The following is a 24321-nucleotide window of genomic DNA, read 5'->3' as shown; positions in this document are numbered from 1 at the left end:
CGGCGGCGAGGACTACGGTGGAGCAGTCCCGTCCCAGGAGTCCCCATGCCGCATCCGCGTCGACGCATCCGACTGATCTCGACGGCCGCCGTCCTGGTCGCCCTCGCCGGGGTGACGATCACCGGCGGCGACCGCCCCGCCGTCGCGCGGGCCGCGGCGGTGGCGAAGCCCGCGCCCAACCGCCTGCTGCACGGCCCGCAGGTCTACCGGCTGCGGCCCACGCACGCCCGCTACGGCGACTACGGCCGCACGACGTACGCCTACGCGGTGGTCTTCATGCTCACGCGCGTGCACTTCGCCTCGACGTTCGCCGAGGACGAGGGCGCCGCGCGGATCACGGGCGAGTACAGCGTCGGGGGCGCGCCGATCTACGAGAACGCCCAGGACCTCCTGTACGCGAAGCGCTACCGGCCGCAGCACTGCGTCGTCCTCTACGTCGACCCGGGGCAGAACAGCGCGCGCGAGCTGCGGCGCCTCGATCGCGTGCGGATCGGGCAGCGACTCCCGGTGACGCTGCGGCCGCTGCTGTCGAACAGCGCCCACTACCAGTACGGGTCGACCTACCACCGCCGCCCGGTGCTCCGCCAGGGCGACGACTACCGCCTGACCGAGCCCGGCGTGCAGCGGCAGCTGCGGGCGATCGACTGCCAGCGCCGCGGCGGGTGACCGCCGCAGCTCACGTCGCCGGGGCGCAGTCGGCCGCGCCCGGCATCCCGACGCGCCGCTCCGGCCGGCGGGCGGCGCGGTCGAGGACCGCGATCAGCACGGTCATGGCGACCACCACCACGGCCATCACGACCACCACGGGGTGCAGCGCGTCGGCGTAGGCCGCGGCGTTCCCGGACCCGCCGGCCGCGACGCGGTCCGCCGTCGCCGCGTCGGGGATCCTCGCGCCGATGAGCGCGGTGATCGCGGCGGCGTAGAGGCCGACGACGATCGCCTCGCTCCCGAGCCGGAGGAAGTTCACGACCCCCGCCGCGGTGCCGCTGAGGTGCGGAGCGACGGATGCGAGCGCCTCGCCGTCGACGAGACCGATCGGGAACCCGAAGCCGAACCCCAGGAGGATCAGCGGGAGGACGAGCCACGCGAGGCCGATGTCCGGACCGAGCAGCAGCAGGCCGAGGTCGCCGAGCACCATGCTGCCCAGCGACGCGTACATCATCGTCATCGGGGTCACGCGCTCGTGGCGGTCGACGAGTCGCGCGGCGATCGCCGGTCCCAGCAGCACCGGGATCGTCATCGGCAGCATGAACAGGCCGGCCGTCCCGGCGGACATCCCGTGGATGGCGCTGAGTGCGACCGGCAGGTAGCTGAGCATCGTCACGTAGCCGACCGCCGCGGCGACCGGGACCAGCGCGTAGCCGAGGAACCGCGGGTTGCGCAGCAGGGAGACGTCGATCAGCCGGCGGCGGACGTCGTCGTGCCGGACGTGGGGCAGGACGGCCGCGCCGACGAGCGGCGCCACCAGCACGACCGCGTAGGCGACGAAGATGCCGCGCCAGCCGGCGGCTGAGACGAGCGCCCCGGAGATCGTCGGGCCGAGCGCGAGGCCCAGGCCGATCGTGGTGCCGAAGAACGCGAAGGCGCGAGTGCGGGCCGGTCCCGCGTAGGCATTGGAGAGGATCGCGGCCGCCCCGGTGAACACCGCGGCGCCGCCGACCCCGGCGAGTGCGCGGGCGACGACGAGCATCCCGAGGCTCGAGGCGACGGCGCTGAGGAGCGAGGCCACGACGATCGTCGCGATCCCGATGGTGAACGTCCGTCGGTAGCCGAGCCGGTCGGAGAACACGCCCCAGAACAGCGTGAAGACCGCGAACGTCGCGTTGAACGCGTTGACGATCCACTGCAGGCCGGTCGGCGACGACCCGAGATCGTCGGCGATCGACGGAAGGGCGATCGCGGTGCCCGAGATGCTGATGGGCATGACGAAGACGGCGAGCAGGAGCACCGGCATCACGAGCCGCGAAGGGCGCGGCGGGCCCGGTGCGAACCGGTCTGGTGATGCGCCCGGCTCACCGAGCGAGTGGTTCTGGACGGACATGCGGACCCCGAGGTACGATCACAGTAGGACCTTAGGTGTTACCACGATCGTAGGTACGGTTCAAGTCGTACCTCTGGGGGCGAGCGATGTCGAAGACCACGAAGGCGACGGGGGACGGCGAGCTGTGGCTCGGTCCGGTGCTCGAGGCTCTGGCGGATCCGCATCGCCGGCGGGTCGTCGTCGAGCTCGCCGGCGCCGCGGACGGGACCGAGCGGACGTGTCAGTCGTTCGAGCTCCCGGTCTCCAAGTCCAGTCTCACCTACCACTTCCGGGTGCTTGAGGAGTCCGGCCTCATCGCCAACGTCGACTACGGCAACCGCCGTGGCGTGTCGCTCCGCCGGGACGCGATCGAGCGCAGCCTCCCCGGCCTGCTCGATGCCGTCACGGAGGGCGAGCGGCGGTCGGTCGGGGCGTCCGCCACCTCCACCGGCTCCGCCTCGTAGACCGTCGCCCGGGTCTTCCCCGCGACCTTCGACGCGCGCAGGGCGACGTCCGCCGCCCGCCGCAGCTCCGGGACGGTGGACCCGTCGCGCGGCGCCGACGCGACGCCGGCACTCGCCCCGACCCCCGCGGTGGCGATCGCGTCGAGGGCCCGCTGGGCGACGGTCGCGCCGTCGCCGATCGCCATCACGACGAACTCGTCGCCGCGGGCCCGCGCGACCATGCGCTCGGCCTCGGCGAGCAGGGCGGCGCGCGAGAGGACGCCGAGACCCCGGCGGGTCCGAGCGTGACGATCAGGACCCCGGCCAGCAGGGCGAACGGCTCCTCGACCCGCAGCCAGTGGTGCGGCACCTGCCGCCGGTGCAGCGGGCCCGTGGCCAGCACGATCGCGGGTCCCACCGCGGCCGCCTGCAAGACCGGGTGGACCGCGGGGTCGAGGACCAGCAGCATGATCCCGAAGCACGCGAGCGCGAGGCGGACCTGGGAGGCGAAGTCGCGGCCGGGACGGGCAGCGGGACCCGAGCGGCTACCGTAAGTCGCATGACGCAACGAACGCAGTCGGCCGAGACGTCCCGCGTGGTGGTGACGGGCGTGGGGGCCGTCACCGCCCTCGGCGTCGGCGCGCGGACCCTGCACGACCGGTGGTCCGCGGGCGACGTCGGCATCGCCGACGGCGCGGGCGCGGCGACGGCGTTCGATCCGCGGGACCACCTGACGGCGAAGGCCGCCCGCCGCGCCGACCGCTTCACCCAGCTGGCGGTCGCGGCGGCCGACGAGGCGCTGGCCGACGCCGGCTGGGAGGACGGCACCGCCGGCCTGGACCCGTCGCGCGTCGGCTGCATCATCGGCACGGGGATCGGCGGCCTCGGGACGCTCGAGCGCGAGATCGAGGTCCTCGACGATCGCGGCCCGCTCGGGCTCTCGCCGCTCGGGATCCCGATGCTGATGGGCAACGCGGCGACCGCGACCGTCGCCATGCGCCGCGGGGTCCACGGCCCCGGGTTCGCGACGCTGTCGGCGTGCGCGGCGGGCGCCAACGCGATCGGCACCGGCGTGCGGCTGATCCAGTCCGGCGACGCCGACGCGATGATCGTCGGCGGCTCCGAGGCGACCCTGACCCGGTTCGCGTCCACCGCGTTCGGGCAGATGGGGACGCTGTCGCCCGACGGCGTCTCGCGGCCGTTCGACGCGCACCGCAACGGGTTCGTCATGGGGGAGGGCGCCGGGGTCCTGATCCTGGAGGTCGAGGCCCGGGCCCGCGCGCGCGGCGCCACGATCCTGGGCGTCGTCGCCGGCTACGCCACCACGATCGACGGCCACCACCTGACCGCTCCGGAGCCCGACGGGACGTGGGCGGCGCTGGCGATGCGCCGGGCGCTGGAGGACGCCGGCGTCGCGCCCGAGGACGTCGACTACGTCAACGCACACGGCACCTCGACGGCGCTCAACGACGCCGCGGAGGCCCGGGCGCTCGGCATCGCCCTCGGCGCGCGAGCCTCGACCGTCCCGGTGTCGTCCACGAAGTCGACGATCGGCCACCTGCTCGGCGCGGGCGGCGCCGTCGAGGCGATCGCCACGCTCTTGGCCCTGGGCGCGGGCGTCGCGCCCCCGAACCTCGGGTGGGCCGACGCCGACCCGGCGATCGACCTGCGCATCGTCACCGGCGGACCGCTCCCGTTGCCGGCGCCGGCGGGGCGGCCGCTGACGGCGCTGTCGAACTCCTTCGGGTTCGGTGGCCACAACGCGGTGCTCTGCATGCAGGCGCCGACCAGCTGACGCGGCCGGGGCGCGAGCCGCGACGCACGGGCGGCGACGGATGAGGGGCGGACGGCGCCCCGCGCCCTACCGCGCCCCGTCGTGCGCCCGGGCGAGCGGCGACTGGTAGATCGTCCGGACGACGTCGCCGTGCAGCCAGGCCGTGAGGCGCTCGGCCTCGGCGGCGAGCGGCTTCCGGGCCGCGCGGGGGAGCGTCCCCGCGGGCACCACCACCACGGTCCCGTCGTCGTCCTGCGTCCAGCCGCCGACGACGTGCCCGTCCCACCACGCGGTCGGGCCGCCGTTGCCGTTGCGGTCGAACAGCTGCGGCCCGAGGTCGCCGAGGTGGAACCCGCGGCCCTTCCAGCCCATCGTCGTCGGGTCCAGGGCGGGCAGGACCGCCGCCCACGGCTCCACCGGAGCGACCTCGTCCGTGTCGTCCGGACGCAGCCACGCCGGCTCGCCGTCCTCGAGGGCCACGCCGACCGCGCCGACGTCGGCCAGCGCGGCGCGCACCGCGCCCTTCGTCGCGCCGAGCCACCAGACGAGGTCCGCCTCGGTCCCGGGCCCGAAGCTCCACAGCCAGCGGCGGACGAGCTCCGCGTAGCCCGCGCCGGCGTCCAGGCTCCCGGGGTCGGCGCCGAGCCACTCCTCCACGATCGTCCACGTCGGGCGCGAGACCTTCCAGCCCGCCGCGGGCATGCCGCGAAGGACGCTGCCGTCGGCGGCGAGGACCGAGAGAACGCGGGGCGCGACCGGGATCTCGCCGCCGTAGGTCTTCCCCGGTGACGGATCGATCCGGAGCGCCAGCGCGGGGAGGGCCTCGCGCAGCTGCTGGGTCGTCGCCGGCGCCTCGCGCAGCCGCGCGCGGACGTCCTCGCACGTGCCGGCGACCCAGGCCTTGCCGTCGTCGGCCAGGCCGTTCGCCTCGACCTCCTTCGCCAGCCGCGCGGCGAGCTGTGCCGCAACGCGCGCCGCCGCGCTCCCGCGGACCGCCGGCAGCAGGTCGCGCGGGAACGCGAAGACCGTCCGCCGCATCGCCAGCTGCAGCACGACGGAGCGGTCCTCGTACAGCGCGCGGTGCACGTCCTCGCGGGTCGCCCCGCTGCGCGCGTGGGCGGAGAGGTGGACGCTCGCGGGCTCGGTCGCGTGCAGGCAGGTCATCGCGGCCACGGCCGCCTCGACGGAGCCCGCGCGGTGCCCGGGGGCCAGCGCGTGACGGGTCGCCAGGCGGGCGCGCCGCTCGGCGTCGGACACGGTTCGCAGCGGCGGGCCGGGCGTCACCCGTGGGAGTATCGCCCGCGACCGGTGTCACAGGATCGGCGCTCGTCCGAAGTAGCTCTCGATGGCCGACCCACCCGATGACCTCCTGCTGCGGCGCGCGGCGGCCGGCGACGACGACGCGTTCGCGATCTTCTACCGCCGCTGGCTGCCGATGATCGTGGGCTTCCACCTGCGGCGGACCCAGCGTCGCGAGGTCGCGTTCGACCTGGCGGCGGAGACCTTCGCCGCGGTCGTCACGGGCCTCGCCTCGTTCGATCCCGAGCGGGGGCCGGTCGGCGCGTGGGTCTTCGGCATCGCGCAGAACAAGCTGACCGACAGCCTGCGCCGTGGGCGGGTCGAGGACGCCGCGCGCCGGCGTCTCGGCCGGGAGCCGATCGTGCTCGAGGACGCCGCGCTGGACCGCGTGGAGGAGCTGGCGTCCCGCTCCGACGAGCGCGACGTCGAGCGGGCGCTGTCCGGGCTCGCGCCGGGCGACCGGGCGGTCGTCCTGGCGCGGGTCGTGGACGAGCGCACCTACGCGGAGCTGGCGCGCGAGCTGCGGTGCTCCGAGGCCGTCGTCCGGCAGCGGGTGCACCGCGGCCTGCGACGACTGCGGTCCCGACTGGAGGAACAGGCATGAACGAGATCGACGAGCTGGAGCGGCAGCTGCGCCGCGGGGTGCGGGCGCTCGCACCGAAGCCGCGCCGGTCGCGGCGCCTGCGGCTGTTGGGGGTCGCGCTGCCGGTCGTCGCGATCGCGGGCGTCGCGGGGGCGGCCGGCCTGGTCGACCACCCGACCGCCAACAAGCGCGCCGACGTCCTGGTCCGGCGGATCACGGCGGACACGGCGTCCGACCCGGCTTGCGCCCGGACGCTGCCCGGCCGCGGGCGCACGCGGACCACGAGCGACGCGCGGCCGCTGCCGGAGATCGTGCGGATCCTCCCGACGATGGGAGATCCGGCGGCGTCGTCGCCCCCGGAGCGCCTGGTGCGCCGCGTGCAGCGCGGGACCTCCGGCGGCGTGGTGATGCGCCGCACGGTGCGCCTGGCGCGGTTCCCCGACGGGACCGAGGTCTACGTCTTCGTCACGATCGGCGGGTCCACCGGCCTGACGGTCGCCGACCCGGCGGGCTGCCGGAAGGCCCGCCTGCACGCCCTGGCCGGCATGAAGGACGTCGACGAGGCCGTGCGCGACCGGGCGCGCGAGGTCTTCACGGTGCGGCCGGACACCGACCCGCGGGCGCAGACCCTGGTCATGCAGAGTTCGGACGGCGGCGGTAGTGCCCAGCCGGTCCAGCCCGGCCACCCGCTGTCGACCCGGCGGTACTTCTCGGTGGGCTCGTCCTTCACGGGCATCGCCCAGCGTCGCGCGGTCGCGATCGAGGTGCAGCGCCTGCGCCCCGGCAAGGCCAAGCGGGTCTGGCGCGGCGAGGGCGCCTACGCCGCCCGGATCCCCGTGCGCTACGGGGTCTACGGCTTCAAGGGTCGCGGCGGGACGGACGCCCGCTACCGGATCGTCCAGTACGACGCCGCCGGGAAGGTGGTGCGGCGGGTGATCCTGCCGCAGTAGGGCGACGTCCTTGACGCACTGCGTCTGGAGGACCGCCCGGAACGTCGTGGGCCGCGACAGGCACGACGCGCCGATCCTGTCGACGTCGGCGCGTGCCGATCGCCGTCGGGCGCCGGCGTCCTCGTGCGACCGACGATGGCCTGCGTGCCGATGCCGGGATGGTCCGCGGCGAGCCCGCGGGGCACGTCCTCGGCGCAGCCGCGGTTCAGCCTCGTCCCTGGCCGTGCGCCGATCTGCGCGGGATCGTCGAACGTCCGCCACGCGCTCGGAAGGCGCGTGAACGTGATCCGGTCGCCCCGGATCGTCGGCAGGAACTCGCGGTGGTCCGCGCTCGCCTTCGACGGGTCGGAGGAGGCGGTGAACGTGCAGGACGAGCCGACGCGGAGCGCGGTGAGCGCGCGGGGATCATCGAGGACCCGGGGCCTGCCGTCGCCCCGGCGGCGCACCCGGCGATGACGAGGAGCGGGTGTGCCCCGGGCGTCCGCGCCGGGACCAGACGCTCAGGGCCGCGGCGCCGCGCGACCCGGGACGCGGAAGGTGCCGGCCGGCACGTCGTCGCTGCTGAGGCGCTCGTAGGTGCGGATGCGCAGGACGCTCCGCAGCCGGAACCCCCGGTCGCGCGCGGGGACCATCGATCCCTCGACGCGCTGGTACGTCTTCAGCCCGACCGGAGCGTAGGTGTCGGCGTCGGCGAGATAGACGAGGCGCTCGGTGATCGTCGGGGCCTTCGTCGTCCCGCGCTGCCGGACCGTGGTGGCGACCAGCTCGATCGCGTCGCGGCCGTCGACCCGCGTGGTGGCGCCGACCGTGAACCGCTTCGCGCGGAGGTCGCGGCGGATCGTGCGCGCCGGGTCGACGGTGCCGAACGCGCCGACGTCGGCGATGTCGCCGTAGGGCGCGGCCTCCTGCGTCGTCGACGTCCGGGCGGGCCTGCCGTCCCAGCTGAGGTCGCTCCAGACGGTGCCGTCCGCGGTGATGCCGTCGCTGATCGTGCCGAGCGGCGCGCCGGTCGCGGTCGTGGCCGGCTGGTCGCTGCGGAAGCGCAGCGGATCGCCCGCGGACCACTGCTCGATCCGCCGGCCGATGGTGGCCGCGGGGTGCTTGCCGTCGATGCTCAGCCCGCTCTGCGCGGGCGACCCGTCGGGATTGACGACGCCCCCCTCGATGACCATGTGGACGATCGCGCCGTCGGGGTCCAGGGCGGCGGCCGCGGCGGCGAGCGGGTCCGGCCGGCCGCCGTCGATGCCGGTCGCGACGGCGGTGGCCCCCGCGATCGCGACGACCGCGACGATCGCCACGGCGGGGCGCTTCGCGGTCCACGCGCGGCGGGCGGGGCGGCCGGTCGCCGGCATCGCGTCGGCCTGCCGGTGTGCGGCGGCCTCGAGCTCGCCGCGGAAGTGGTCGAGTCGGTCGCTCATGACGGGTCTCCGGGGGTCGTTCGGCCCAGGCGGGCGAGGCCGCGCGCGACGCGTCGCCGGAGCGTCGGGACGCTGATGTCGTGCTCCCGCGCCACCGCGCGGGGGTCGAGCTCGTCGAGGACGACGGCGCGGACGGCCTGGCGCTCCGCCGGGGGAAGGCCGTCGACCAGGGCGCTGAGCCGGCCGCTGCCGGCGGCGTCGATGCGCGCGACGAGCGCGTCGTGGTCGTCGTGGGCGACCAGTGGCTCGCGGATCCCGAGCCGGTCGCGGGCGCGGCGCTCGGCGCCGCCGCGTCGCTGGGCATCGACGAGCTTGTTGCGTGCCACGGTCAGCAGCCACGCCCGCACCGACGGGCTGCCCGCGGGGAACCTGGCGGTCCCGGCCAGGACCGCGGCGAAGGTCTCCGCGGTGATGTCGGCCGCGAGCTCGGGGTCGCGGCAGAGCCGGTGCAGGTGCGACACGACGGCCCCAACGTGCTCGTCGTAGAGCGCGACGATCGCGTGCGGGTCACCGGGGTGCCCGGCGGTGGCACGCGCGTCGGGGGAGGCTGGCTGGCGCGGCATCTACAGGGGAGTCGAACGAGCGGCCGGAAGGCGGACACGCGGGCGCGTGTCGGCGACCGCTGAGCACACGAACCACGCAGCGGCGAGCATCTCGCCGACGATACGCGCGATCGGTCGTAACGCCGACGCGCGCCGCGACATGTACCGGGCATGAGACACCCCTGCCGGAGGGCGACCAGGCCCGGCTCTGGCTCTTCGGCGTCGCACGCAACCTCGTGGCCAACCACCGGCGTCGCGCGCGGACGCAGGCCGGGCTCGCGACGGCCCTCGCGAACGAGCTGGCGTGCGCTTCCGGCGAGGACGACGACGGCTCGGTGGACGCCGCGCTCGTGCGCGACGCGCTGGGGCGCCTGAACGACCGGGATCGGGAGCTGCTGACGCTCGACGCGTGGGAGGACCTCACCCCGGCCGAGATCGCGGTGGTGCTGCGCCGGCCCGCCGGCGTCGTGCGGGTCCAGCTGCACCGCGCCCGCAACCGCCTGCGGGACGAGCTCGGCGCCGATCCGGGGATGGCGGTCCGTGCGAGCACCAGCACCGGCGGGATCCGCTCCTAGGCGCCTCAGCGCCGCGCCCGCACGACCCGGATGCTGCGGTCGTCGAAGACCAGGTCGCGGTCGGAGTCCAGCAACCGCAGCCGGACGAAGTAGTAGCCGGGGTTCAGCGGCCTCCCGGCGCGGTCGACGGCGCGCCAGGCGAACGAGACGCGCCGGTAGGGGCGCGTCGGCTTGGCCGGCCCGAGCGTCCTGACGGTCCGGCCGCTGACGCTCTCGATGCTGACCCGGGCCCGGTCGGCGCGCTTGGTGCTGAACCCGATGAAGACGGTCCCGCGGCTGCCGCGGACGGTCGGGTCGACGGTGCGCTTGTCGATCCGCAGCCGCTGGACGTAGGAGGGCGTGCGCTTCAGGGCCGTCGCGGCGAACGCCGAGCCGACGGTCGCGACCACGAGGACGACGAAGACGACGGCGGCCGAGCGCCGGGGCGCGGAGCGGGTCACGGTCGGCATCCCGCACGCACGGGGGAGACCCTAGACGCGTGCGTCCCCGGACGGTCGGCGGGGCGTGGCGCGGCCGCCCGTCGCCGTGCCGGGCGAGGCTCGCGACCGCCGGCCGGAGCCCCGGACCGCCGAGCTCGGGCACCGGCCGTCAGCGGCCGTCGGCGGTGGCCTTCGCGACCGCCGCCGCGATCGCGTCGACGTCGTCGGGGTTGCCGACGCGGACGCCCGTCCGGGCGCCCCGGGCGAGCACGTAGAGCGACGGGGTCTCGGTGACCTTCAGGGCGCGGGCGATCCGCTCGGCGTTCGCGATCGCGGTGCGCGAGGCCGGCGTCTCGCGGGTCTCGACCTGCCCGGGCTCGATGCCCGGCGCGGCCGCGGCGACCTTGCGCAGGAGGTCCGGGGTCGCCCAGGCCGTCTGCTCGGAGCCCTGATTCCAGTAGGTAGCGTGGACGAAGTTCCAGAACCGGCCGGACGCCGCGAGGTTGTAGGCCGCGCGGCGGGCGCCCTCGCCGTCGGTCGTCCCCGCCGGGGCGTCGCGGAAGTTCACGAGCTGCATCTGCAGGTTCGCCTTGCCGGTCCGCACGAGCCGGTCGACGATCTCCTGCTGCGCCTGGACCTCGTGCGCCTGGCACCCGGGGCACTTGAGGTCGGCGATCTCGAGGATCGTGGCCGGGGCGTCGGCCCGCCCGAGGGTCTCGTCGTGCTGCGGCAGGCCGCGCACGAGCGCCGCGGTCTCGGTTGCGCCCTTGACCCCCGTGCCGTCGACGTCGACCCGGGGAGAGCCGTCGGTCGGGTCGCCCTTGAACGCCCCGAACGCGATGACGACTGCGACCACGACCGCCACGCAGGCGGCCGCGCCGGAGAGCAGCCGCAGCCGGCGCCGGCGTTGGGCCGCGTCGCGCTCCTCGGCCTCACGGAGCTCGCGGGCCGCCCGGGCGCGGTCCCGCTCAGCAGCGCGTGACACCGGGACGTCCCTCCGGGTCCGCGACGACGGTGGCCGGCACGAGCGCCAGCACGCAGCGCAGCAGCGCGGGCGGCGAGACCGGCCGGAGCGCCCGGTCCTCGCGCGCCACCGGGGCGCCGGTCGTCGTCGGGGACGCGTCGACGGCGACGACGCCGACGAGCGCGAGGACGGCCACGCAGAGCGCCGCGACGAGCCGCGGGCGCAGCGACCACCGCGCGGACCGCGGTGCGGGGGCCCGCCGCGCCGCCGCGACGGCCAGCGCCCGGTGCAGCTCGGGGATGTCCAGGTCGCGATCGATCATGCGGGCGGCACCAGGCTTCGGAGGGTGGACAGTCCGCGGCTGACGCGCTGGCGGATCACCGCGGTGGAGCACTGCAGCTCGACGGCGATCTCGGCGTAGTCGCGCTCGTCCAGGACGTGGGCGATCACGGCCTCGCGCTGCTCCGGCGGCAGCTGGTCGAGCAGCCGCACCGCCTGCTCGCCGTGCGCGACGTCGGCGAGCCGCTCGAGGTGCTCGACGGTCTCGTCGCTGAGCTCGAGCGGCGGGAACCCCATGCGCTCGCGGGCGTCGCGCCGCACCCGGGCCGAGCGGTAGCTGTGCGACAGGACGTTGCGGGCGATCCCGAAGAGCCACGCCACCGCGACGGCGCCGTCCCGGCCGTCGAAGCGGTCGGCGGCCTCCAGCGCGGTCGCGAAGACCTCGGCCGTCAGGTCCGCGGCGACCTCGGGGCTGCTCGTGCGGCGAAGCATGAAGACGAGCACGGCGCGCTCGTGGCGGGCGTAGAACTCGCCGAACGCGGCGGGATCCGCCCGGGAGAGCAGTTCGTGGTCGGACCGCGGCCGACTGCGCCAGACACCCATCACCCCTGTAGTACCGCTTCCCACGTTGCGTGTGACGAAGTCGTCCGGCCGGGGTACGGCCGACGGCCCCGCCGGCGCTCGACGGCCGGTGGGGACGGGCCGCGGAAGGTGGCGTCCGGCGGGCTACAGCCCGAACGCCCGCACGTACGCCGGCCAGAGCTCCTCCATCGCGCGGATCGCGTACGCCTCGGCGTACGGCTCGCCCCGCGACGCCTGCCGCCGGCTGCGCGTGGTCATCCGATCGTGGTGGTGGCCGAGCTCGTGCGTGAGGATGTGCAGGAGCTGGAAGGCCCGGGCGCGGTCCTCCGTCCAGCGGACGACGAGCCGTCCGTCCTCCTCCTCCGCGCGGACGTCCAGCAGGTCGAGGATCGGCGCGTGCTCCTCGATGAACTCCGGGAGCGCGTCCTCCCACCACAGGTCCCGCTCCCACGCGCAGACGGCGACCACGCCGTCCCCGCACCAGCCCATGCAGCCCTGGTTGCCGTCGTCGAGCACGATCGCGTCGAGTCCCACCGCGAGCTCGTCCCACTCCGGCAGCAGGGTGAGGAACGTCCGGAGCTGCGCCAGCGAGAACAGGTGGCGGTAGCCGGCCCCCGGATCGCGGCGTTCGAGGCGGATCTCGTCCTGGGGCCGGGCGAAGATGCTGCGCTCGGAGGCCTCCCAGTTGTTCTTCTTCTGGACCTGTCCCGCCTTGACCCGGGTCGCGGTGCGTCGGTGCGGCGCCATCCACGGATCATCGACGAGGGAGCGGCGTCCCGCCTCCGACCCGGCCGGTACGGTGCACGCGTCCCATGCGTGTCTCCCGTCCCGTCCTGCTCACCCTGGCGACGACCGGCCTCTGTGCCGCATCGACCGCCCCGACCGCGACCGCGTCCGTCGCGACCGGCCCCCGGCCGGTGGCCGAGCAGGGGGGAGCGGCGACCACCAGGGCGTTCTCGCCGGTCGGGATCGTGCGCCTCGACACCCCGGGCGGCGTGCTCGTGACCCGCCTGGACCCGCAGTCGCCGGTGCCGGGTCCGCCGGTCACCGACGGGCAGAACTTCGTCATCAGCTGCCAGTCGACCGGCGAGCGCAAGGACGGGCGGTTCGGCGCGTCGCGGGTCTGGGACCAGGTCCAGCTGCCGACCGGCGAGGTCGCGTACCTGCCCGACGCGCTGACCGAGACGTCGACGAAGGACGTCCTCGTCGCACCCTTCTGCGGTGGCCCGGCGCCCTCGCGCGTCGGCGGGACCCAGGGCCAGTGCTTCGTGCGCCGGCCGATCAAGCTGCTGCGCGCGCCGCGATCGCGGGCGGCGTTCCTGAAGAAGGCCGGACCCGAGGCGCGCCGGACCTTCCGGGCCGCCCGGGTCCCCGCGTCGGTGACCCTCGCCCAGGCGATCCTCGAGTCCGGCGACGGGACGAAGACCGCCGACGCGAACAACTACTTCGGCATCAAGGCGCAGTCGGCGAACCCCGCCACCGGGGTCTTCGTGTGGGGGAGGAACGCCGTCGGCTGCATGCACGAGCCGACGAACGAGTCCGAGGGCGGCACCGACGTCCGCCAGGTCGCGCAGTTCCGGCTCTACCGCACGATGCGCGGGTCGTTCGTCGACCACGGGCTGTTCCTGCGCGAGAACCCCCGCTACGCCAGGGCGTTCAAGTACCGCCGCAGCCCGCGGCGGTTCGCCCAGGCCCTCCAGAAGGCGGGCTACGCGACCGACCCGGGGTACGCGACCAAGCTCATCACGCTGATCAAGCAGGACAAGCTCACGCGCTGGGACTGACGGGTCGCGGCGCGGTCGTCGCCCGCGGTCCGGATGCCGGCCGCGGCGGTCGCGGCAGCCGGCATCCGGACAGCCGCGACCGATGAGCATCCCAGCGTCGCGGGGTCTCACGTACATGGAGACCCAGACCGCCCCTGCCCACGCCGACCCGGCCGCCACCCCGCGGCCGACCCTCTACGTCTGCCACGGCGACGACGCCGGCCCGTCGTTCCACCCCTGCCGCATCGCGCACGAGGCGCTGCGCGAGGCGGGGGTCGACTACGAGACCGTCGTCGCCGCGCACGGGAGCCCGATCCCGTTCCTGCGCCGCGGCTCGCGGGCGGACCTGGAGGCCGCCACGGGCGGCACGAAGCTGCCGACGTTGGTGCTCGCCGACGGCACGGTCGTCGCGCACTCGAAGGCGATCCGCGCCTGGGCGGCACGGCAGGCCTGACGGCGCCGGTGGGCCCGCTCCGGTCCGGGTACCCGTGGGCCGTGGACGCGTGCGACACGGACCAGGACCTCCCACGGCGTGGCGAGCACGCCGTCCACCGGTTGGAGTGGGTCGTCCAGGTGGCGGCCGCCGTGTCGCTCGTCGGGTGCGGCGTGTCGCTGCTGGCCGCCTGGGCGGACTCCTCGTGCGCCGTCGACGGCGGCCTCCGCCCGATCGTGTCGGTCCCGGGTGGGATCGGCTACGTCGCGGCGATCGTCGTCCTGATCGCCGGGGTCCTGCTCGTCGGCGTCGGCCTGTGGTCGGACCGCCGCGGCGGCTGGTGGGCGTCGCTGCTCTGGCTCGTGCCGGTGATCGCGCTGACCGGCGTGTGGCTCTGGGTCGCGATCTTCTCCTGCTGGGGGTGACCCGCGAGGAGGCCGGGGCGGCGCTCGCCCGCGACCGACCTCCGGGGTCCGGCACGGACCGCACGTCGCCCCTCCGCCGGCGGTGCAGGACCGCTCGGTGAGCGTCGCCCCGGCTCCGGAGGCGGCGGTGCCGGCGCGACGGCGGGACGTCCCGTCAGACGCCCGGCGCCTGGAACTCCGGCTGGTCCAGCACGCGCAGCCAGGAGCCGTCGGGCTGGCGGCGGACGACCTGGGCGCGGGCGCCGGCGCCGTCGCTCGGCGGCGTCGAGGTCAGCGCGAGGTCGCCGCTGACGAGCGTCGGCAGCGGCGGCTCCGGCTCGAACGTCGGCCGGTTCGCCAGGACCTGCGCCCAGAGCTCGCGGATCGCGGAGCGGCCGACCGTGATGCTGCCGGGCGGGAACGCCATCACGGCGTCCTCCTCGTAGAGGGCGGCGACGCCGTCGGCGTCGCCCGCGTTGGAGCGCTCGACGAACAGGCGCGTCAGGTCCTCGGGGGTGCGGGCCTGCTCGGTGGAGGCGGGGGAGGTGGTCATCGGGGGCTCCTCGGGTCGGGGTTCGTGGATGCCGTACGACCACCCTGTCGTCGATCGGGCCAGAAGTCCAACAGCTGGTTCTTCTCGTCACTAGAATCCCGGCGTATGGACCTGCGGCAGCTCGAGTACTTCGTCGCGGTCGTCGAGGAGGCGAACTTCACCCGCGCCGCGGAGCGCGTCCACATCAGCCAGTCCGGGGTCAGCGCGCAGGTGCGGCAGCTGGAACGGGAGCTCGGCGCGGAGCTCGTCGACCGCTCCGGTCGCGCGGTGACCGTCACGGCGGCGGGCGCCGCGATCCTCGGTCACGCCCGGGCGGCGCTGGCCTCGGCGGCAGCGGTGCGGCGGGCGGTCGACGACGTCACCGGCCTCGTCCGCGGACGCCTGGAGGTCGGCATGGTCACCGGCTGCACGATCACGCCGCTGTTCGACGCGCTCGCCGCCTTCCACCGCGACCACCCGGGCGTCGAGCTCGCGCTCGTCGAGGACACGTCCGACGTCCTCGTCGACCGGGTGCGCCGCGGCGAGCTGGACGTCGCGCTCGTCGGCACCTCCGGGCGCCCGGACGCGGACCTGGACGCCCACGTCGTGATCAGCGAGGGGCTGGTCGCGGCGGTCCCTGAGGGGCATCCGCTCGCCGGCCGCCGGCGTGCGCCGCTGGCCGACGTCGTGGTCCACCCGGTCGTCTGCCTGCCGGAGGGCACCGGGATCCGGACGGTGTTCGACCGCTCGTGCGCCGCCGCCGGCCTGTCACCCGACGTCGCGCTGCAGGCCAGCGCGCCGGACGCGGTGATCGACCTCGCCGTCCGGGGCCTGGGGGCCGCCGTCCTGGCGGCCTCGATGGTCGACGGGCTGGACGACCGGCTCCATCCGGTCGCCATCGAGGACCTCGTCGCTCCGGCCGTCCTCGCGCTCGCGTGGAGTGGGACGCCGAGCGCAGCGCTGCGGGTGCTGCTGGACCGGGCGCGCGCGGCGTTCGGGCCGCCGGTCGGATCCGTGGTCCCGGAAGTCGCTCGGTAGGACATGGTCCGTCGCGGCCGGGCCGCCGAGCACAACGGCGTCGCACACTGTGAGTACAATGGCGCCATGGCGAGCGTGAAGAACCACCGTTTGAACGTGCGGGTCGACGACGCCGACGACGCGTTGTTCCGGCGCGCCGCGGAGTCGGCGGGGGAGTCGCTCTCGTCGTTCGTGCTTCAGGGTGCGCGTGAGCGTTCCGAGCGGGTCCTGGCCGACCGCTCGCGGTTCGTGCTCGACGAGGAGCAGTGGGCCGCGTTCCACGCCGCGCTGGACGAGCCGGCGCGGGACGTCCCTGCGGTGCGTGAGCTCTTCGGTCGCCCGCGACCGGCGTGAGTGGTCAGCGCTTCTCGGACCCGGAGCTGCTGACGGCCGCGCACGCGACCGCGGCGTTCACGAGCGGTGTCGAGTCGCTGGACTCCTGGCTGCGTCGCCACGCGCGCGCGGCCGTCGGTGCGGGGTCGGCCCGGACCTACGTCGTCGTGGATCGCGAGGACGAATCTCGGGTCGTCGGGTACAGCGCGCTCGCCGCGGGTGGGATCGAACCGCGAGGCGTGCCCGGTCGCGTGAGGGCGGGGATGCCGCGCCACCCGATTCCGGTCGTGCTCCTGGCGCGCCTGGCCGTCGACGAGCGGGTCCAGGGGCGTGGCCTCGGCGCGTTCCTGCTGGCCGACGCCATGCGCCGGACGCTGTCCGCCGCCGATGCGATCGGGGTCCGGGCGCTGGTCGTGCACGCCGTCGACGACCGGGCGCGTGCGTTCTACGAGCGGTTCGGGTTCGCGGTGTCCCCGACCGATCCGCTCCACCTCGTGCTGCTCGTGAAGGACCTCCGGGCCAGTCTGCGCTGAGCGGTGGAGCGCCGACGCGGACGCCGGCGAGCGCGCCCGGCGCCCCGGGCCCGAGCGACGGATCAGGTGAGTGCCCGCAGCGACGCCGAGGTCGCGCGGACGAGCGCCGGCAGGTCGTCCCCACCGGTGTCGTCGGCCAGCCAGCGCCCGGCGGCCACGTTGAGGACGGCGATCGAGACCTCGGCGGCCAGGTGCGCCTCGGCGGCGTCGACGCCCCGGTTGCGCAGCGCCGCGTCGAGCGCCGCGCGCCACGCAGCGAGCTTGATCAGCTCGCGCTCCTGGAGCTCCGGTGTCGCGGCGATGATCGGCATCCGGCGGCGCAGCTCGTCCTCGTTCGCGAACAGCACCTCGCGCTTGTCGCCGAAGTGCCGGGATCGGCCCGATCTCGGCGATGGACGCGCTCCGCTTCGACGACTGGGACGACATGATCGACGTGAACCTGCGCGGCGTCCTGCACGGGATCGCCGCCGTCCTGCCGGGGTTCCGGGCCAGGAGTCGGGGCAGATCGTCACCGTCGTCTCGACGTCCGGGATCAAGATCGTGCCGCTGCAGGCCGTCTACGCGGGGACGAAGAACGCGGTGCGGACGATCCTCGAGGGGCTCCGCCAGGAGGCCGGCCCGCACCTGCGGGTGAGCACCGTCTCGCCGGGCATGATCCGGACGAACATCACCGACTCGATGACCGACCCCGACGTCCGCGCCGGGATCGCCGACGCGATGGAGATGGGGATCACGCCGGACGCCATCGCCCGGGCCGTCGCGTTCGCGATCGAGCAGCCCGACGACGTCGACGTGGGGGAGATCGTGGTGCGCCCGACGGCGCAGGGGTAGGAACGACGCTCGACTCCGCCGTCGTCACCGGTGCCGCCGGAGGCGGGCGGACGGCCCTGGCGCCCGGGTCACCGCGTCCGCGTGACGGTCACGCCCGTCCGGTGCCGGGTGCACGTCCGCAGCTCGCCGCTCGGTCGCTTGCAGTCCGGCCCGCGGTCGACGGCGCGGTCGAACTTCGCGCTCTCTCCGACCTTCAGGCGCTGGATCCGGCGCAGCGCCCCGGGGAAGCGCATGGGCACGAGCTTCGGCTCCGGCGATCCGACCGGGACGCCCGCGGGGACCAGCGACGAGCAGCGCCGCAGGATCGACGCGCTCGGGGCGACGGCCTTCGTCACGAGCGTGCTGCCGCTGATGGTCGCGAGCACCGTGCCGCCGGGCGCGGCCGCCGGCTCGCAGCCGGGCGCGCCGACGAGGTCCGGGATCGCGTCGCCGCAGGTCCCGAACTCGCTGGACGGCCCGCAGGGCGTGCAGTCCGGGGTCGTGCCGACCTGGTGGATCCGGTAGTCGACCTGCCGCTTGATGTTCATCCTCGGATCCTGGGGATCGGTCAGGCCACCCGTCGTGCCGAGGCCGGGGATCCGCGTGATCCGGAAGCCGCCCTTCGCGAAGACGCGGACGCTGACCGTGCCGGAGGCCTGGGTCCAGGACCGGCACGGCTTCGGGGCGCCGGCGCCCTTGAAGGTCCAGGTCTCCTTGGCGGTGGACGCCGCGCTCGCCTCGTAGGCCGGGGCGGCGGTCGCCGACGCGGCGCTCGGCGCGAGGACGGCGGCGCAGAGCAGCACCATCACGAGAGCGAGGAGCGACGCGGGACGGGCGCGGGGCGGCATGACCGGCACGATGCTCGGCGCTCCGCCGGGCCGCATCGGGGAGGTCCCTCGTCGTTCGGCGGCGGGCCGGACCGGTAGCGTCCCCGTCGCCCCTATGACCCTGGTCGACGCCCTTCCCTCCGAGCCCAGCGCCGACGCCCTCTACGACGCCTTCACGGACTGGGCGGCCCACGCCGGCCTGAACCTCTACCCGCACCAGGAGGAGGCGGCGATCGAGCTGTTCTCCGGCAACAACGTCGTGCTCGCCACGCCGACGGGGTCGGGCAAGTCGATGGTCGCGATCGCCGCGCACTTCGCAGCGCTGGCCGAGGGACGCGTGACGTTCTACACCGCGCCGATCAAGGCGCTCGTGTCGGAGAAGTTCTTCGCGCTGTGCGAGATCTTCGGGGCCGAGAACGTCGGCATGCTGACCGGCGACGCGTCGGTCAACGACGACGCGCCGATCATCTGCTGCACCGCCGAGGTGCTGGCGAACATCGCGCTGCGCCAGGGCGCGAAGGCCGACGTCGGCCAGGTCGTGATGGACGAGTTCCACTACTACGCCGACGGCCAGCGGGGCTGGGCATGGCAGGTGCCGCTGCTGCTCCTGCCGCAGGCGCAGTTCCTCCTGATGTCCGCCACGCTCGGCGACGTCTCCCGGATCTCCGAGGACCTCACGCGCCGGACGGGCCGCGACACCGCGCTGATCGACGACGCCGAGCGGCCCGTGCCGCTGACGTTCTCGTGGTCCGTCGATCCGCTGCACGAGCTGCTCGAGGAGCTCGTCCAGGCCGACAAGGCGCCGATCTACGTCGTGCACTTCACGCAGGCCTCGGCGATGGAGCGGGCGCAGTCGCTGCTCTCGGTGAAGCTCTGTACGAAGGAGGAGCGCCAGCAGATCGCGGACGTGATCGGGGCGTTCCGCTTCACGTCCGGGTTCGGCCGGACGCTGTCGAAGCTCGTCCGCTCCGGCATCGGCGTCCACCACGCCGGGATGCTCCCGCGCTACCGGCGCCTGGTCGAGCAGCTCGCGCAGACCGGCCTCTTGAAGGTCATCTGCGGGACGGACACGCTCGGCGTCGGCATCAACGTGCCGATCCGCACCGTGGTCTTCACCGCGCTGGCGAAGTACGACGGCTCCCGCCACCGGCTGCTGAAGGCGCGCGAGTTCCACCAGATCGCCGGCCGCGCCGGCCGCGCAGGCTTCGACACCCAGGGCTACGTCGTCGCCCAGGCGCCCGAGCACGTGATCGAGCGGCAGAAGGCGCTGGCGAAGGCCGGGGACGACCCGAAGAAGCGCCGCAAGGTCCAGACGAAGAAGCCCCAGGACGGCGCCGTCAGCTGGACGGAGGAGACGTTCGAGCGGCTGAAGACCGCGACGCCCGAGGCGCTCGTCTCGCGGATGCGCGTCAACCACTCGATGCTCCTGAACGTCGTCAACCAGCCGGCGGACCCCGTCGAGACGATGACCGCGCTGATGCGCGACAACCACGAGGACCCGGGCGGCCAGGAGAAGCTCTACGCGCAGGCGCAGGAGCTGGGCGACGAGCTCGTCGCCGCCGGCGTCCTGCAGTGGCTGGCCGACCCGGACGAGCACGGCCGCACGCTGCGGCTGGCCGAGGAGTTGCAGGACGACTTCGCGCTCAACCAGCCGCTGGCGTCGTTCGCGCTCGGCGCGTTCGGGCTGCTGAACCCCGAGGCCGAGACGTACGCGCTCGACGTGCTCTCCGTCGTCGAGGCGATCCTCGACGACCCGTTCCCGGTCTTGATGGCGCAGGCGAACAAGGAGCGCGGCGAGGCCGTCGCCGAGATGAAGGCCCAGGGCATCGAGTACGACGAGCGGATGGAGCTGCTCGAGCAGGTCACCTACCCCAAGCCGCTCGCCGAGCCGCTGCTCGACGCGCTGCGCACCTTCCGCGAGACGCACCCGTGGGTCCGCGAGTCCGACCTCTCGCCGAAGTCCGTCGTCCGCGACATGCACGAGTGGGGGCGGACGTTCACCGAGTTCGTCTCCCACTACAACCTCGCGCGCTCCGAGGGCCTCGTCCTGCGCTACCTGAGCAGCGCCTACCGGGCGCTGCGCCAGACGGTGCCGGAGGAGGTCAAGACCCCGGAGCTCGAGGAGATCATCGAGTGGCTGGGCGAGACGATCCGCCAGACCGACTCGAGCCTGCTGGACGAGTGGGAGGCCCTGACGGACCCGGAGTCCGTCGCCGCTGCGTCCGCCGCGATGGCCGCCGGCGCCCCGCCGCCCCCGGCGCGGCCGATCACCGCGAACGTCAAGAACTTCACGGTGATGGTCCGCAACGCGATGTTCCTGAAGATCCGGCTGGCGGCCCGCGACCGCGCCGACGAGCTCGCCGGCCTCGACGCCGCCGCGGCCGCCCTGACCGAGCCCCCGGGCCGGATCACCATGCGCGCGCCGGCATGGCGCGAGGCGCTGGACGCCTACTGGGAGACCTACGAGGAACTGGTCGCCGGTCCGCAGGCGCGCTCGCCCGAGCTGCTCCTGATCGACCGCGACCCGCCCGGCGTCGAGGGCCGCCACTGGATCGTCCGCCAGATCGCGCTGGACCCGGAGGACCACCGCGACTTCCAGATCGTCGCGGACGTCGACCTCGACGCGTCCGACGCGGCCGGCGAGCCGGTGGTGCGGACGCGGTCGTTCGGGCCGGCCGAGCTGGCCGACTGACCCTCCCGCCGCGCCCGTCGGACGCGGCGGCCGCGGAGGGTCCGGGAGTCGTCGGTGTCGCGTGGTCGCGGGGGCGGGCGGGCCGCGTCACGGGTGTGGCACGGTGGGGGCATGCCCGCCGACGCCCCGACGTCCCCGCTCGCCGCGGCCCACCGCGCCGCCCGTGAGGGCGTCGCGCTGATCGAGCGGCCCGAGGTCGGCAAGCTCGCGATCACCGGCCTCGACACGATCCCGTTCGTCCAGGCGCACGTCACGGTCGACGTCGCCACGATCCTCGACGGCGCCGGCCGGATGGGGGCGCTGCTGACGGCGAAGGGCGCGCTGCTCGGCACGCTGCGGATCCTCCGCGCGGGGGACGCGCTCCTGCTGGACTGCGAGCGCCCGGCGCTGCAGGGGATCTACGTCGCGCTGCACCGCGGGCGCGTCGGCTGGCAGATCGACCTCGGCAAGCGGACGCTGCAGGAGACCCAGATCAGCCTCGTCGGGCCGGGCGCCGCCGCGGCCGCGGGGCTCGACGATGGGGCCGCCGAGCACGATCATCGCCTCGTCGCGGTCGGCGGGGTGGAGGCCCGTGCGATCCGCACGCCCGACGGCGTAGACCTGCGCCTGCCGGTGGAGGACGCTCCGGCCGTCGTGCGGGCGCTCGTCGCCGGCGGTGCCGTCCCGGGTGACGAGGCGCTGTGGGAGGTCCTGCGCGTCGAGGCGGGTCGCGCCGGCTACGGCTCCGAGCTGGACGAGCGCACGCTGCCCGCCGACGCGGGCCTCGTCCCGGATGTCGTCGCGCTCGACAAGGCGCTCTACCCGGGGATGCAGACGGTCCTGCGCCAGGACCGCAGCGGCACCGTCCACCGGACACTGCGCGGGCTGCGGTCGGCGACGCCGCTGATCGCGGGGGAGCCGGTGCGCGACGCCGCGGGCGCGGAGCTCGGGACGGTAGGCACCGCGGTGCTGTCGCCGGTGCACGGGCCGCTCGCGCTGGCGCTGCTGCGCCGCAGCGCGGAGCCGGGCGTGGAGGTCACGGCGGGGGAGACCGCCGCGATCGTCGCGGCGCTGCCCTGGACCTTCTGAGGCCCGCCTGACGTTCCCACCGCACGACAGGGCCAACGTCGGACCGGGTGTGAAGTCGATCGCCATCAGGCGGTCTTTTCGCAGGGCTAACCGGCGCGGGCCGGCGTCCCGCTGAGGATCGGCTACCCGGACTCAGGTGGCGGCCGTAGACTTACGATCGAGGTCGAGATGTCGTGTTTTGACTTTCGATACGCCGGTGCTCCTGTCATGCTGTGCGTGTGAGTTGGATCGAGATCGCGCCGGATGGGCAAGCCGAGGAGATGCGCCGCCGGTTGCTGTGGGCGTTCACGGACGCATGGTCGGCGAACGTCGAGCGCTTTCGTCCCGAGGAGCTGGGCGACACGTCGATGACCTTCGGGCTCGCGGTCACGATCAACGCGCGGCATCTGGCGGCTGTCGAGGTTCGAGCGATCGCCGGCGTGGAGGACCGTGAGCACGGCAACCTCCGGTGGCTGGAGGTCGAGCGCGATGGTGTCGTGCATCGGGTTTACGTCTATAAGGCGCCGCCCGCGGCGGCGAGCGTCGAGGACGTCTCGTTCAGCGACTCGAAGATCAAGGAGCAGCTGACGTCTGCCAACACCGTGCAGATGGCGCTCGGCCTCGACGGGTCCGCAGGGACGATCACGGGCGCTGCAAACATCGTGATCGTGATGTTCGGCGACTCCGTCACGGGCTTTGAGCGCGCCGTCGTCGGCGCGCCGTACCTCCATCTGGAGCGCGTGGCCGGCGGCGTCCGCAAGCACATCAAGTGGTCGTGGAGCGAGCCGTTCGGGGACGCCGACCATGGGGGCCGCCTGCCTCGCACGCCGACCGGTCCGGCGCCGACGACGTCCGACGATGACCTCCCGGTTCGGCTGCGGCCGGTCGCTCCGGCCGAGGAGACGGGGTGAGCGGCGACACCCGCGCCGCCGCCGCTCTTTTCTCGCCCGGACGTCTGCGGCAGGCCCGACAGCTCAAAGCGATCACCAGGGCAGAGCTCGCTCGCCAGGCCAACGTCAGCGCGGCGGCGATCAGTCAGTACGAGAGCGGCGCAACGCGACCGAAAGCGTCGACGTTGCAGCAGCTTGCCTGGGTCCTTCAGGTGCCGGTGGCGTTCTTCACCGAACCTCGCACCGAGCCTGAGCTGCCGTCGGTCACCGAGTCGTTCTTCCGCAGCCTCCGCAGCACCACCCAACGCGAACGAGAGCGCGCAGCGGCCCATGCTGGCCTCGTGACGCAGCTGGTCGCGGAGATCGAACGGCACGTCGAGCTCCCCGAGTACCGTCCGACCACAGGGCTCGAGCTGACGCCCAGCGATCCGGTGGAACAGGCGGAGCATGCTGCGCGAGCGGTCCGAGACGCGTGGGGTCTCGGACACGACCCGATCCCTGACGTCGTGCGGCAGCTCGAGCGCCGCGGGCTCGTTGTCGTCCGGTTGCTCTTCGAGGGGGCTCGTGTGGACGCCTTCTCGTGGACGGGCGGGCCCCGTCCGCTCGTAGTCCTGGGCCGCGACAAAGGGGTCTACGAACGCTCGCGCTTTGATGCCGCCCACGAGCTCGCTCACACGGTGCTGCACACCGCAGACCCCACACCGGCAGACGCGGGCATGGAGCGCCAGGCGCACCGTTTCGCGTCCGCGTTTTTGGTGCCGGCCGAGGCGCTACGCGACGAGTGGCCCGAAGGACGCGTCGACTGGGCGCGACTGCTGCAGCTGAAAGAGCGATGGGGCATGTCGGTGGCCGCGCTGCTCTACCGCGGCAAAGACGTCGGGGTCCTGACCCCGCAGGCGCACCAGAACGCCATGAAGTACCTCTCGCGCAAATGGGGCCGCCAGCGCGAGCCCGGACCCGACCATCCCCTCGAGCAACCCGCACTGCTCAACAAAGCACTCGGTGTCCTCGAAGACGCGGGCATCACCCTCGACGATCTCGTGCAGAGCGCCCGCCTTCCCGACGCAGCGACGCTGCGAGAACTCCTCGACCTTCGAGCGCGCCGGTCGCTCGTGGTCGAATGACCACCGACGTCACGCCCGGGGTGGCCCATCTCGCACCGACGTCCATCCGGCCCGCCCGACAGCCAGGC

The 24321-nt window shown here is 74.5% G+C and carries 29 protein-coding genes and 1 pseudogene; 17 read left to right on the top strand and 13 right to left on the bottom strand.

Translation table 11 applies throughout. The features are described from left to right. The first annotated feature begins 45 nt into the window (after positions 1–45). A complete protein-coding gene (locus AB0L40_RS05540; RefSeq protein ID WP_364350413.1) occupies positions 46–666 on the top strand; it encodes a hypothetical protein in 621 nt (206 codons plus the stop codon). Positions 667–676: 10 nt separating this feature from the next. Here the strand turns inward: AB0L40_RS05540 and AB0L40_RS05535 are convergent, their stop codons facing one another. Continuing rightward, on the bottom strand, positions 677–2041 hold the full coding sequence (locus AB0L40_RS05535; RefSeq protein ID WP_364350411.1) for an MFS transporter: 1365 nt from the start codon (positions 2039–2041) through the stop codon (positions 677–679). An 86-nt stretch (positions 2042–2127) separates the two neighbouring features. On the opposite strand from AB0L40_RS05535, the gene AB0L40_RS05530 reads away from it, so the two are divergent. Next, positions 2128–2484, top strand: coding sequence for a helix-turn-helix domain-containing protein (locus AB0L40_RS05530; RefSeq protein ID WP_364350408.1), 357 nt, complete (start codon positions 2128–2130; stop codon positions 2482–2484). A gap of 184 nt (positions 2485–2668) precedes the next feature. Here AB0L40_RS05530 and AB0L40_RS05525 read toward each other — a convergent pair whose 3' ends face one another. Further along, the gene (locus AB0L40_RS05525) at positions 2669–2932 is read right to left on the bottom strand and encodes a hypothetical protein (protein WP_364350405.1); all 264 of its coding nucleotides are present in this window, start codon (positions 2930–2932) and stop codon (positions 2669–2671) included. A 90-nt stretch (positions 2933–3022) separates the two neighbouring features. Here AB0L40_RS05525 and AB0L40_RS05520 point away from each other — a divergent pair, with 90 nt between their 5' ends. Beyond that, positions 3023–4258: a beta-ketoacyl-[acyl-carrier-protein] synthase family protein gene (locus AB0L40_RS05520; protein WP_364350402.1), complete on the top strand. Its 1236-nt coding sequence runs from the start codon at positions 3023–3025 to the stop codon at positions 4256–4258. Between the two features lie 66 nt (positions 4259–4324). Here the strand turns inward: AB0L40_RS05520 and AB0L40_RS05515 are convergent, their stop codons facing one another. Beyond that, positions 4325–5494 carry a winged helix DNA-binding domain-containing protein gene (locus AB0L40_RS05515; RefSeq protein ID WP_364350399.1) on the bottom strand — a complete coding sequence of 390 codons (1170 nt, stop codon included), beginning with the start codon at positions 5492–5494 and terminating at the stop codon, positions 4325–4327. An 88-nt stretch (positions 5495–5582) separates the two neighbouring features. On the opposite strand from AB0L40_RS05515, the gene AB0L40_RS05510 reads away from it, so the two are divergent. Beyond that, positions 5583–6140, top strand: coding sequence for a sigma-70 family RNA polymerase sigma factor (locus AB0L40_RS05510; protein WP_364350396.1), 558 nt, complete (start codon positions 5583–5585; stop codon positions 6138–6140). Further along, a complete protein-coding gene (locus tag AB0L40_RS05505; RefSeq protein WP_364350393.1) occupies positions 6137–7069 on the top strand; it encodes a hypothetical protein in 933 nt (310 codons plus the stop codon). The genes AB0L40_RS05510 and AB0L40_RS05505 overlap by 4 nt, the downstream gene beginning before the upstream one ends. A gap of 500 nt (positions 7070–7569) precedes the next feature. Here AB0L40_RS05505 and AB0L40_RS05500 read toward each other — a convergent pair whose 3' ends face one another. Both AB0L40_RS05500 and AB0L40_RS05495 read right to left on the bottom strand, forming a co-directional pair. Then, positions 7570–8487 carry a hypothetical protein gene (locus AB0L40_RS05500; RefSeq protein WP_364350390.1) on the bottom strand — a complete coding sequence of 306 codons (918 nt, stop codon included), beginning with the start codon at positions 8485–8487 and terminating at the stop codon, positions 7570–7572. After that, a complete protein-coding gene (locus AB0L40_RS05495; protein WP_364350387.1) occupies positions 8484–9050 on the bottom strand; it encodes a sigma-70 family RNA polymerase sigma factor in 567 nt (188 codons plus the stop codon). Before AB0L40_RS05495 ends, AB0L40_RS05500 begins: the two co-directional genes overlap by 4 nt. A gap of 215 nt (positions 9051–9265) precedes the next feature. Between AB0L40_RS05495 and AB0L40_RS05490 the strand changes: the two genes are divergently transcribed. After that, positions 9266–9604 (top strand): sigma-70 family RNA polymerase sigma factor, encoded by a 339-nt coding sequence (locus AB0L40_RS05490; protein WP_364350384.1) that lies wholly within the window; start codon positions 9266–9268, stop codon positions 9602–9604. Positions 9605–9609: 5 nt separating this feature from the next. Here AB0L40_RS05490 and AB0L40_RS05485 read toward each other — a convergent pair whose 3' ends face one another. The 5 genes from AB0L40_RS05485 to AB0L40_RS05465 form a co-directional block, all read right to left on the bottom strand. After that, complete coding sequence (locus AB0L40_RS05485; RefSeq protein WP_364350381.1) at positions 9610–10044, bottom strand: hypothetical protein; 435 nt, start codon at positions 10042–10044, stop codon at positions 9610–9612. Positions 10045–10192: 148 nt separating this feature from the next. Beyond that, positions 10193–11008, bottom strand: coding sequence for a thioredoxin domain-containing protein (locus AB0L40_RS05480; RefSeq protein ID WP_364350378.1), 816 nt, complete (start codon positions 11006–11008; stop codon positions 10193–10195). Continuing rightward, entirely contained in the window at positions 10992–11309 is a 318-nt protein-coding gene (locus AB0L40_RS05475; protein WP_364350375.1) for a hypothetical protein, read from the bottom strand. The genes AB0L40_RS05480 and AB0L40_RS05475 overlap by 17 nt, the downstream gene beginning before the upstream one ends. After that, complete coding sequence (locus AB0L40_RS05470) at positions 11306–11869, bottom strand: sigma-70 family RNA polymerase sigma factor (protein WP_364350372.1); 564 nt, start codon at positions 11867–11869, stop codon at positions 11306–11308. Before AB0L40_RS05470 ends, AB0L40_RS05475 begins: the two co-directional genes overlap by 4 nt. Positions 11870–11992: 123 nt before the next feature. Next, positions 11993–12595 carry a hypothetical protein gene (locus AB0L40_RS05465; RefSeq protein WP_364350369.1) on the bottom strand — a complete coding sequence of 201 codons (603 nt, stop codon included), beginning with the start codon at positions 12593–12595 and terminating at the stop codon, positions 11993–11995. 65 nt (positions 12596–12660) lie between these two features. Here AB0L40_RS05465 and AB0L40_RS05460 point away from each other — a divergent pair, with 65 nt between their 5' ends. The 3 genes from AB0L40_RS05460 to AB0L40_RS05450 all read left to right on the top strand — a co-directional run bounded on the left by AB0L40_RS05460 (position 12661) and on the right by AB0L40_RS05450 (position 14469). Further along, positions 12661–13632 carry a glucosaminidase domain-containing protein gene (locus AB0L40_RS05460; protein ID WP_364350366.1) on the top strand — a complete coding sequence of 324 codons (972 nt, stop codon included), beginning with the start codon at positions 12661–12663 and terminating at the stop codon, positions 13630–13632. Between the two features lie 82 nt (positions 13633–13714). Next, positions 13715–14065, top strand: a complete 351-nt coding sequence (locus AB0L40_RS05455; RefSeq protein WP_364350363.1) for a glutathione S-transferase N-terminal domain-containing protein — start codon at positions 13715–13717, stop codon at positions 14063–14065. Between the two features lie 41 nt (positions 14066–14106). Beyond that, positions 14107–14469, top strand: a complete 363-nt coding sequence (locus AB0L40_RS05450) for a hypothetical protein (protein WP_364350360.1) — start codon at positions 14107–14109, stop codon at positions 14467–14469. Positions 14470–14623: 154 nt separating this feature from the next. Here AB0L40_RS05450 and AB0L40_RS05445 read toward each other — a convergent pair whose 3' ends face one another. Beyond that, positions 14624–15001 (bottom strand): nuclear transport factor 2 family protein, encoded by a 378-nt coding sequence (locus AB0L40_RS05445; protein ID WP_364350357.1) that lies wholly within the window; start codon positions 14999–15001, stop codon positions 14624–14626. Between the two features lie 105 nt (positions 15002–15106). Here AB0L40_RS05445 and AB0L40_RS05440 point away from each other — a divergent pair, with 105 nt between their 5' ends. The 3 genes from AB0L40_RS05440 (at position 15107) to AB0L40_RS05430 (ending at position 16863) form a co-directional block, all read left to right on the top strand. Beyond that, positions 15107–16018: a LysR family transcriptional regulator gene (locus tag AB0L40_RS05440; protein ID WP_364350354.1), complete on the top strand. Its 912-nt coding sequence runs from the start codon at positions 15107–15109 to the stop codon at positions 16016–16018. A gap of 66 nt (positions 16019–16084) precedes the next feature. After that, positions 16085–16351, top strand: coding sequence for a DUF1778 domain-containing protein (locus AB0L40_RS05435; RefSeq protein WP_364350351.1), 267 nt, complete (start codon positions 16085–16087; stop codon positions 16349–16351). Continuing rightward, positions 16348–16863, top strand: a complete 516-nt coding sequence (locus tag AB0L40_RS05430; protein ID WP_364350348.1) for a GNAT family N-acetyltransferase — start codon at positions 16348–16350, stop codon at positions 16861–16863. Before AB0L40_RS05435 ends, AB0L40_RS05430 begins: the two co-directional genes overlap by 4 nt. 62 nt (positions 16864–16925) lie before the next feature. Here the strand turns inward: AB0L40_RS05430 and AB0L40_RS05425 are convergent, their stop codons facing one another. Further along, positions 16926–17210 (bottom strand): hypothetical protein, encoded by a 285-nt coding sequence (locus tag AB0L40_RS05425; RefSeq protein ID WP_364350345.1) that lies wholly within the window; start codon positions 17208–17210, stop codon positions 16926–16928. Between the two features lie 17 nt (positions 17211–17227). On the opposite strand from AB0L40_RS05425, the pseudogene AB0L40_RS05420 reads away from it, so the two are divergent. Beyond that, positions 17228–17694, top strand: a pseudogene (locus AB0L40_RS05420) (SDR family NAD(P)-dependent oxidoreductase); the annotation flags it as partial. Between the two features lie 68 nt (positions 17695–17762). Here the strand turns inward: AB0L40_RS05420 and AB0L40_RS05415 are convergent. Continuing rightward, positions 17763–18521, bottom strand: a complete 759-nt coding sequence (locus AB0L40_RS05415) for a hypothetical protein (protein WP_364350342.1) — start codon at positions 18519–18521, stop codon at positions 17763–17765. Between the two features lie 94 nt (positions 18522–18615). Between AB0L40_RS05415 and AB0L40_RS05410 the strand changes: the two genes are divergently transcribed. The 4 genes from AB0L40_RS05410 to AB0L40_RS05395 all read left to right on the top strand — a co-directional run bounded on the left by AB0L40_RS05410 (position 18616) and on the right by AB0L40_RS05395 (position 24253). Beyond that, entirely contained in the window at positions 18616–21192 is a 2577-nt protein-coding gene (locus tag AB0L40_RS05410; protein ID WP_364350339.1) for a DUF3516 domain-containing protein, read from the top strand. 54 nt (positions 21193–21246) lie between these two features. Beyond that, positions 21247–22260 (top strand): folate-binding protein, encoded by a 1014-nt coding sequence (locus tag AB0L40_RS05405; RefSeq protein WP_364350336.1) that lies wholly within the window; start codon positions 21247–21249, stop codon positions 22258–22260. A 218-nt stretch (positions 22261–22478) separates the two neighbouring features. Further along, a complete protein-coding gene (locus AB0L40_RS05400; RefSeq protein ID WP_364350333.1) occupies positions 22479–23150 on the top strand; it encodes a hypothetical protein in 672 nt (223 codons plus the stop codon). After that, positions 23147–24253, top strand: a complete 1107-nt coding sequence (locus tag AB0L40_RS05395) for an XRE family transcriptional regulator (protein WP_364350330.1) — start codon at positions 23147–23149, stop codon at positions 24251–24253. Before AB0L40_RS05400 ends, AB0L40_RS05395 begins: the two co-directional genes overlap by 4 nt. The last annotated feature ends 68 nt before the right edge of the window (positions 24254–24321 follow it).

Origin of the sequence: Patulibacter sp. NPDC049589 (assembly GCF_040675535.1) — a bacterium.
Classification (GTDB): Bacteria; Actinomycetota; Thermoleophilia; order Solirubrobacterales; family Solirubrobacteraceae; genus Patulibacter.
The sequence above is the reverse complement of the archived record's forward strand: the minus strand, read 5'-3'. Positions and strand labels throughout refer to the sequence as shown.

Coding starts and splice junctions, on each gene's coding strand:
- AB0L40_RS05540 (WP_364350413.1), top strand. CDS start 46: ATGCCGCATCCGCGTCGACGCATCCGACTGATCTCGACGGCCGCCGTC.
- AB0L40_RS05535 (WP_364350411.1), bottom strand. CDS start 2,041: ATGTCCGTCCAGAACCACTCGCTCGGTGAGCCGGGCGCATCACCAGAC.
- AB0L40_RS05530 (WP_364350408.1), top strand. CDS start 2,128: ATGTCGAAGACCACGAAGGCGACGGGGGACGGCGAGCTGTGGCTCGGT.
- AB0L40_RS05525 (WP_364350405.1), bottom strand. CDS start 2,932: ATGCTGCTGGTCCTCGACCCCGCGGTCCACCCGGTCTTGCAGGCGGCC.
- AB0L40_RS05520 (WP_364350402.1), top strand. CDS start 3,023: ATGACGCAACGAACGCAGTCGGCCGAGACGTCCCGCGTGGTGGTGACG.
- AB0L40_RS05510 (WP_364350396.1), top strand. CDS start 5,583: ATGGCCGACCCACCCGATGACCTCCTGCTGCGGCGCGCGGCGGCCGGC.
- AB0L40_RS05505 (WP_364350393.1), top strand. CDS start 6,137: ATGAACGAGATCGACGAGCTGGAGCGGCAGCTGCGCCGCGGGGTGCGG.
- AB0L40_RS05500 (WP_364350390.1), bottom strand. CDS start 8,487: ATGAGCGACCGACTCGACCACTTCCGCGGCGAGCTCGAGGCCGCCGCA.
- AB0L40_RS05495 (WP_364350387.1), bottom strand. CDS start 9,050: ATGCCGCGCCAGCCAGCCTCCCCCGACGCGCGTGCCACCGCCGGGCAC.
- AB0L40_RS05475 (WP_364350375.1), bottom strand. CDS start 11,309: ATGATCGATCGCGACCTGGACATCCCCGAGCTGCACCGGGCGCTGGCC.
- AB0L40_RS05470 (WP_364350372.1), bottom strand. CDS start 11,869: ATGGGTGTCTGGCGCAGTCGGCCGCGGTCCGACCACGAACTGCTCTCC.
- AB0L40_RS05465 (WP_364350369.1), bottom strand. CDS start 12,595: ATGGCGCCGCACCGACGCACCGCGACCCGGGTCAAGGCGGGACAGGTC.
- AB0L40_RS05460 (WP_364350366.1), top strand. CDS start 12,661: ATGCGTGTCTCCCGTCCCGTCCTGCTCACCCTGGCGACGACCGGCCTC.
- AB0L40_RS05455 (WP_364350363.1), top strand. CDS start 13,715: ATGAGCATCCCAGCGTCGCGGGGTCTCACGTACATGGAGACCCAGACC.
- AB0L40_RS05445 (WP_364350357.1), bottom strand. CDS start 15,001: ATGACCACCTCCCCCGCCTCCACCGAGCAGGCCCGCACCCCCGAGGAC.
- AB0L40_RS05440 (WP_364350354.1), top strand. CDS start 15,107: ATGGACCTGCGGCAGCTCGAGTACTTCGTCGCGGTCGTCGAGGAGGCG.
- AB0L40_RS05435 (WP_364350351.1), top strand. CDS start 16,085: ATGGCGAGCGTGAAGAACCACCGTTTGAACGTGCGGGTCGACGACGCC.
- AB0L40_RS05415 (WP_364350342.1), bottom strand. CDS start 18,521: ATGCCGCCCCGCGCCCGTCCCGCGTCGCTCCTCGCTCTCGTGATGGTG.
- AB0L40_RS05410 (WP_364350339.1), top strand. CDS start 18,616: ATGACCCTGGTCGACGCCCTTCCCTCCGAGCCCAGCGCCGACGCCCTC.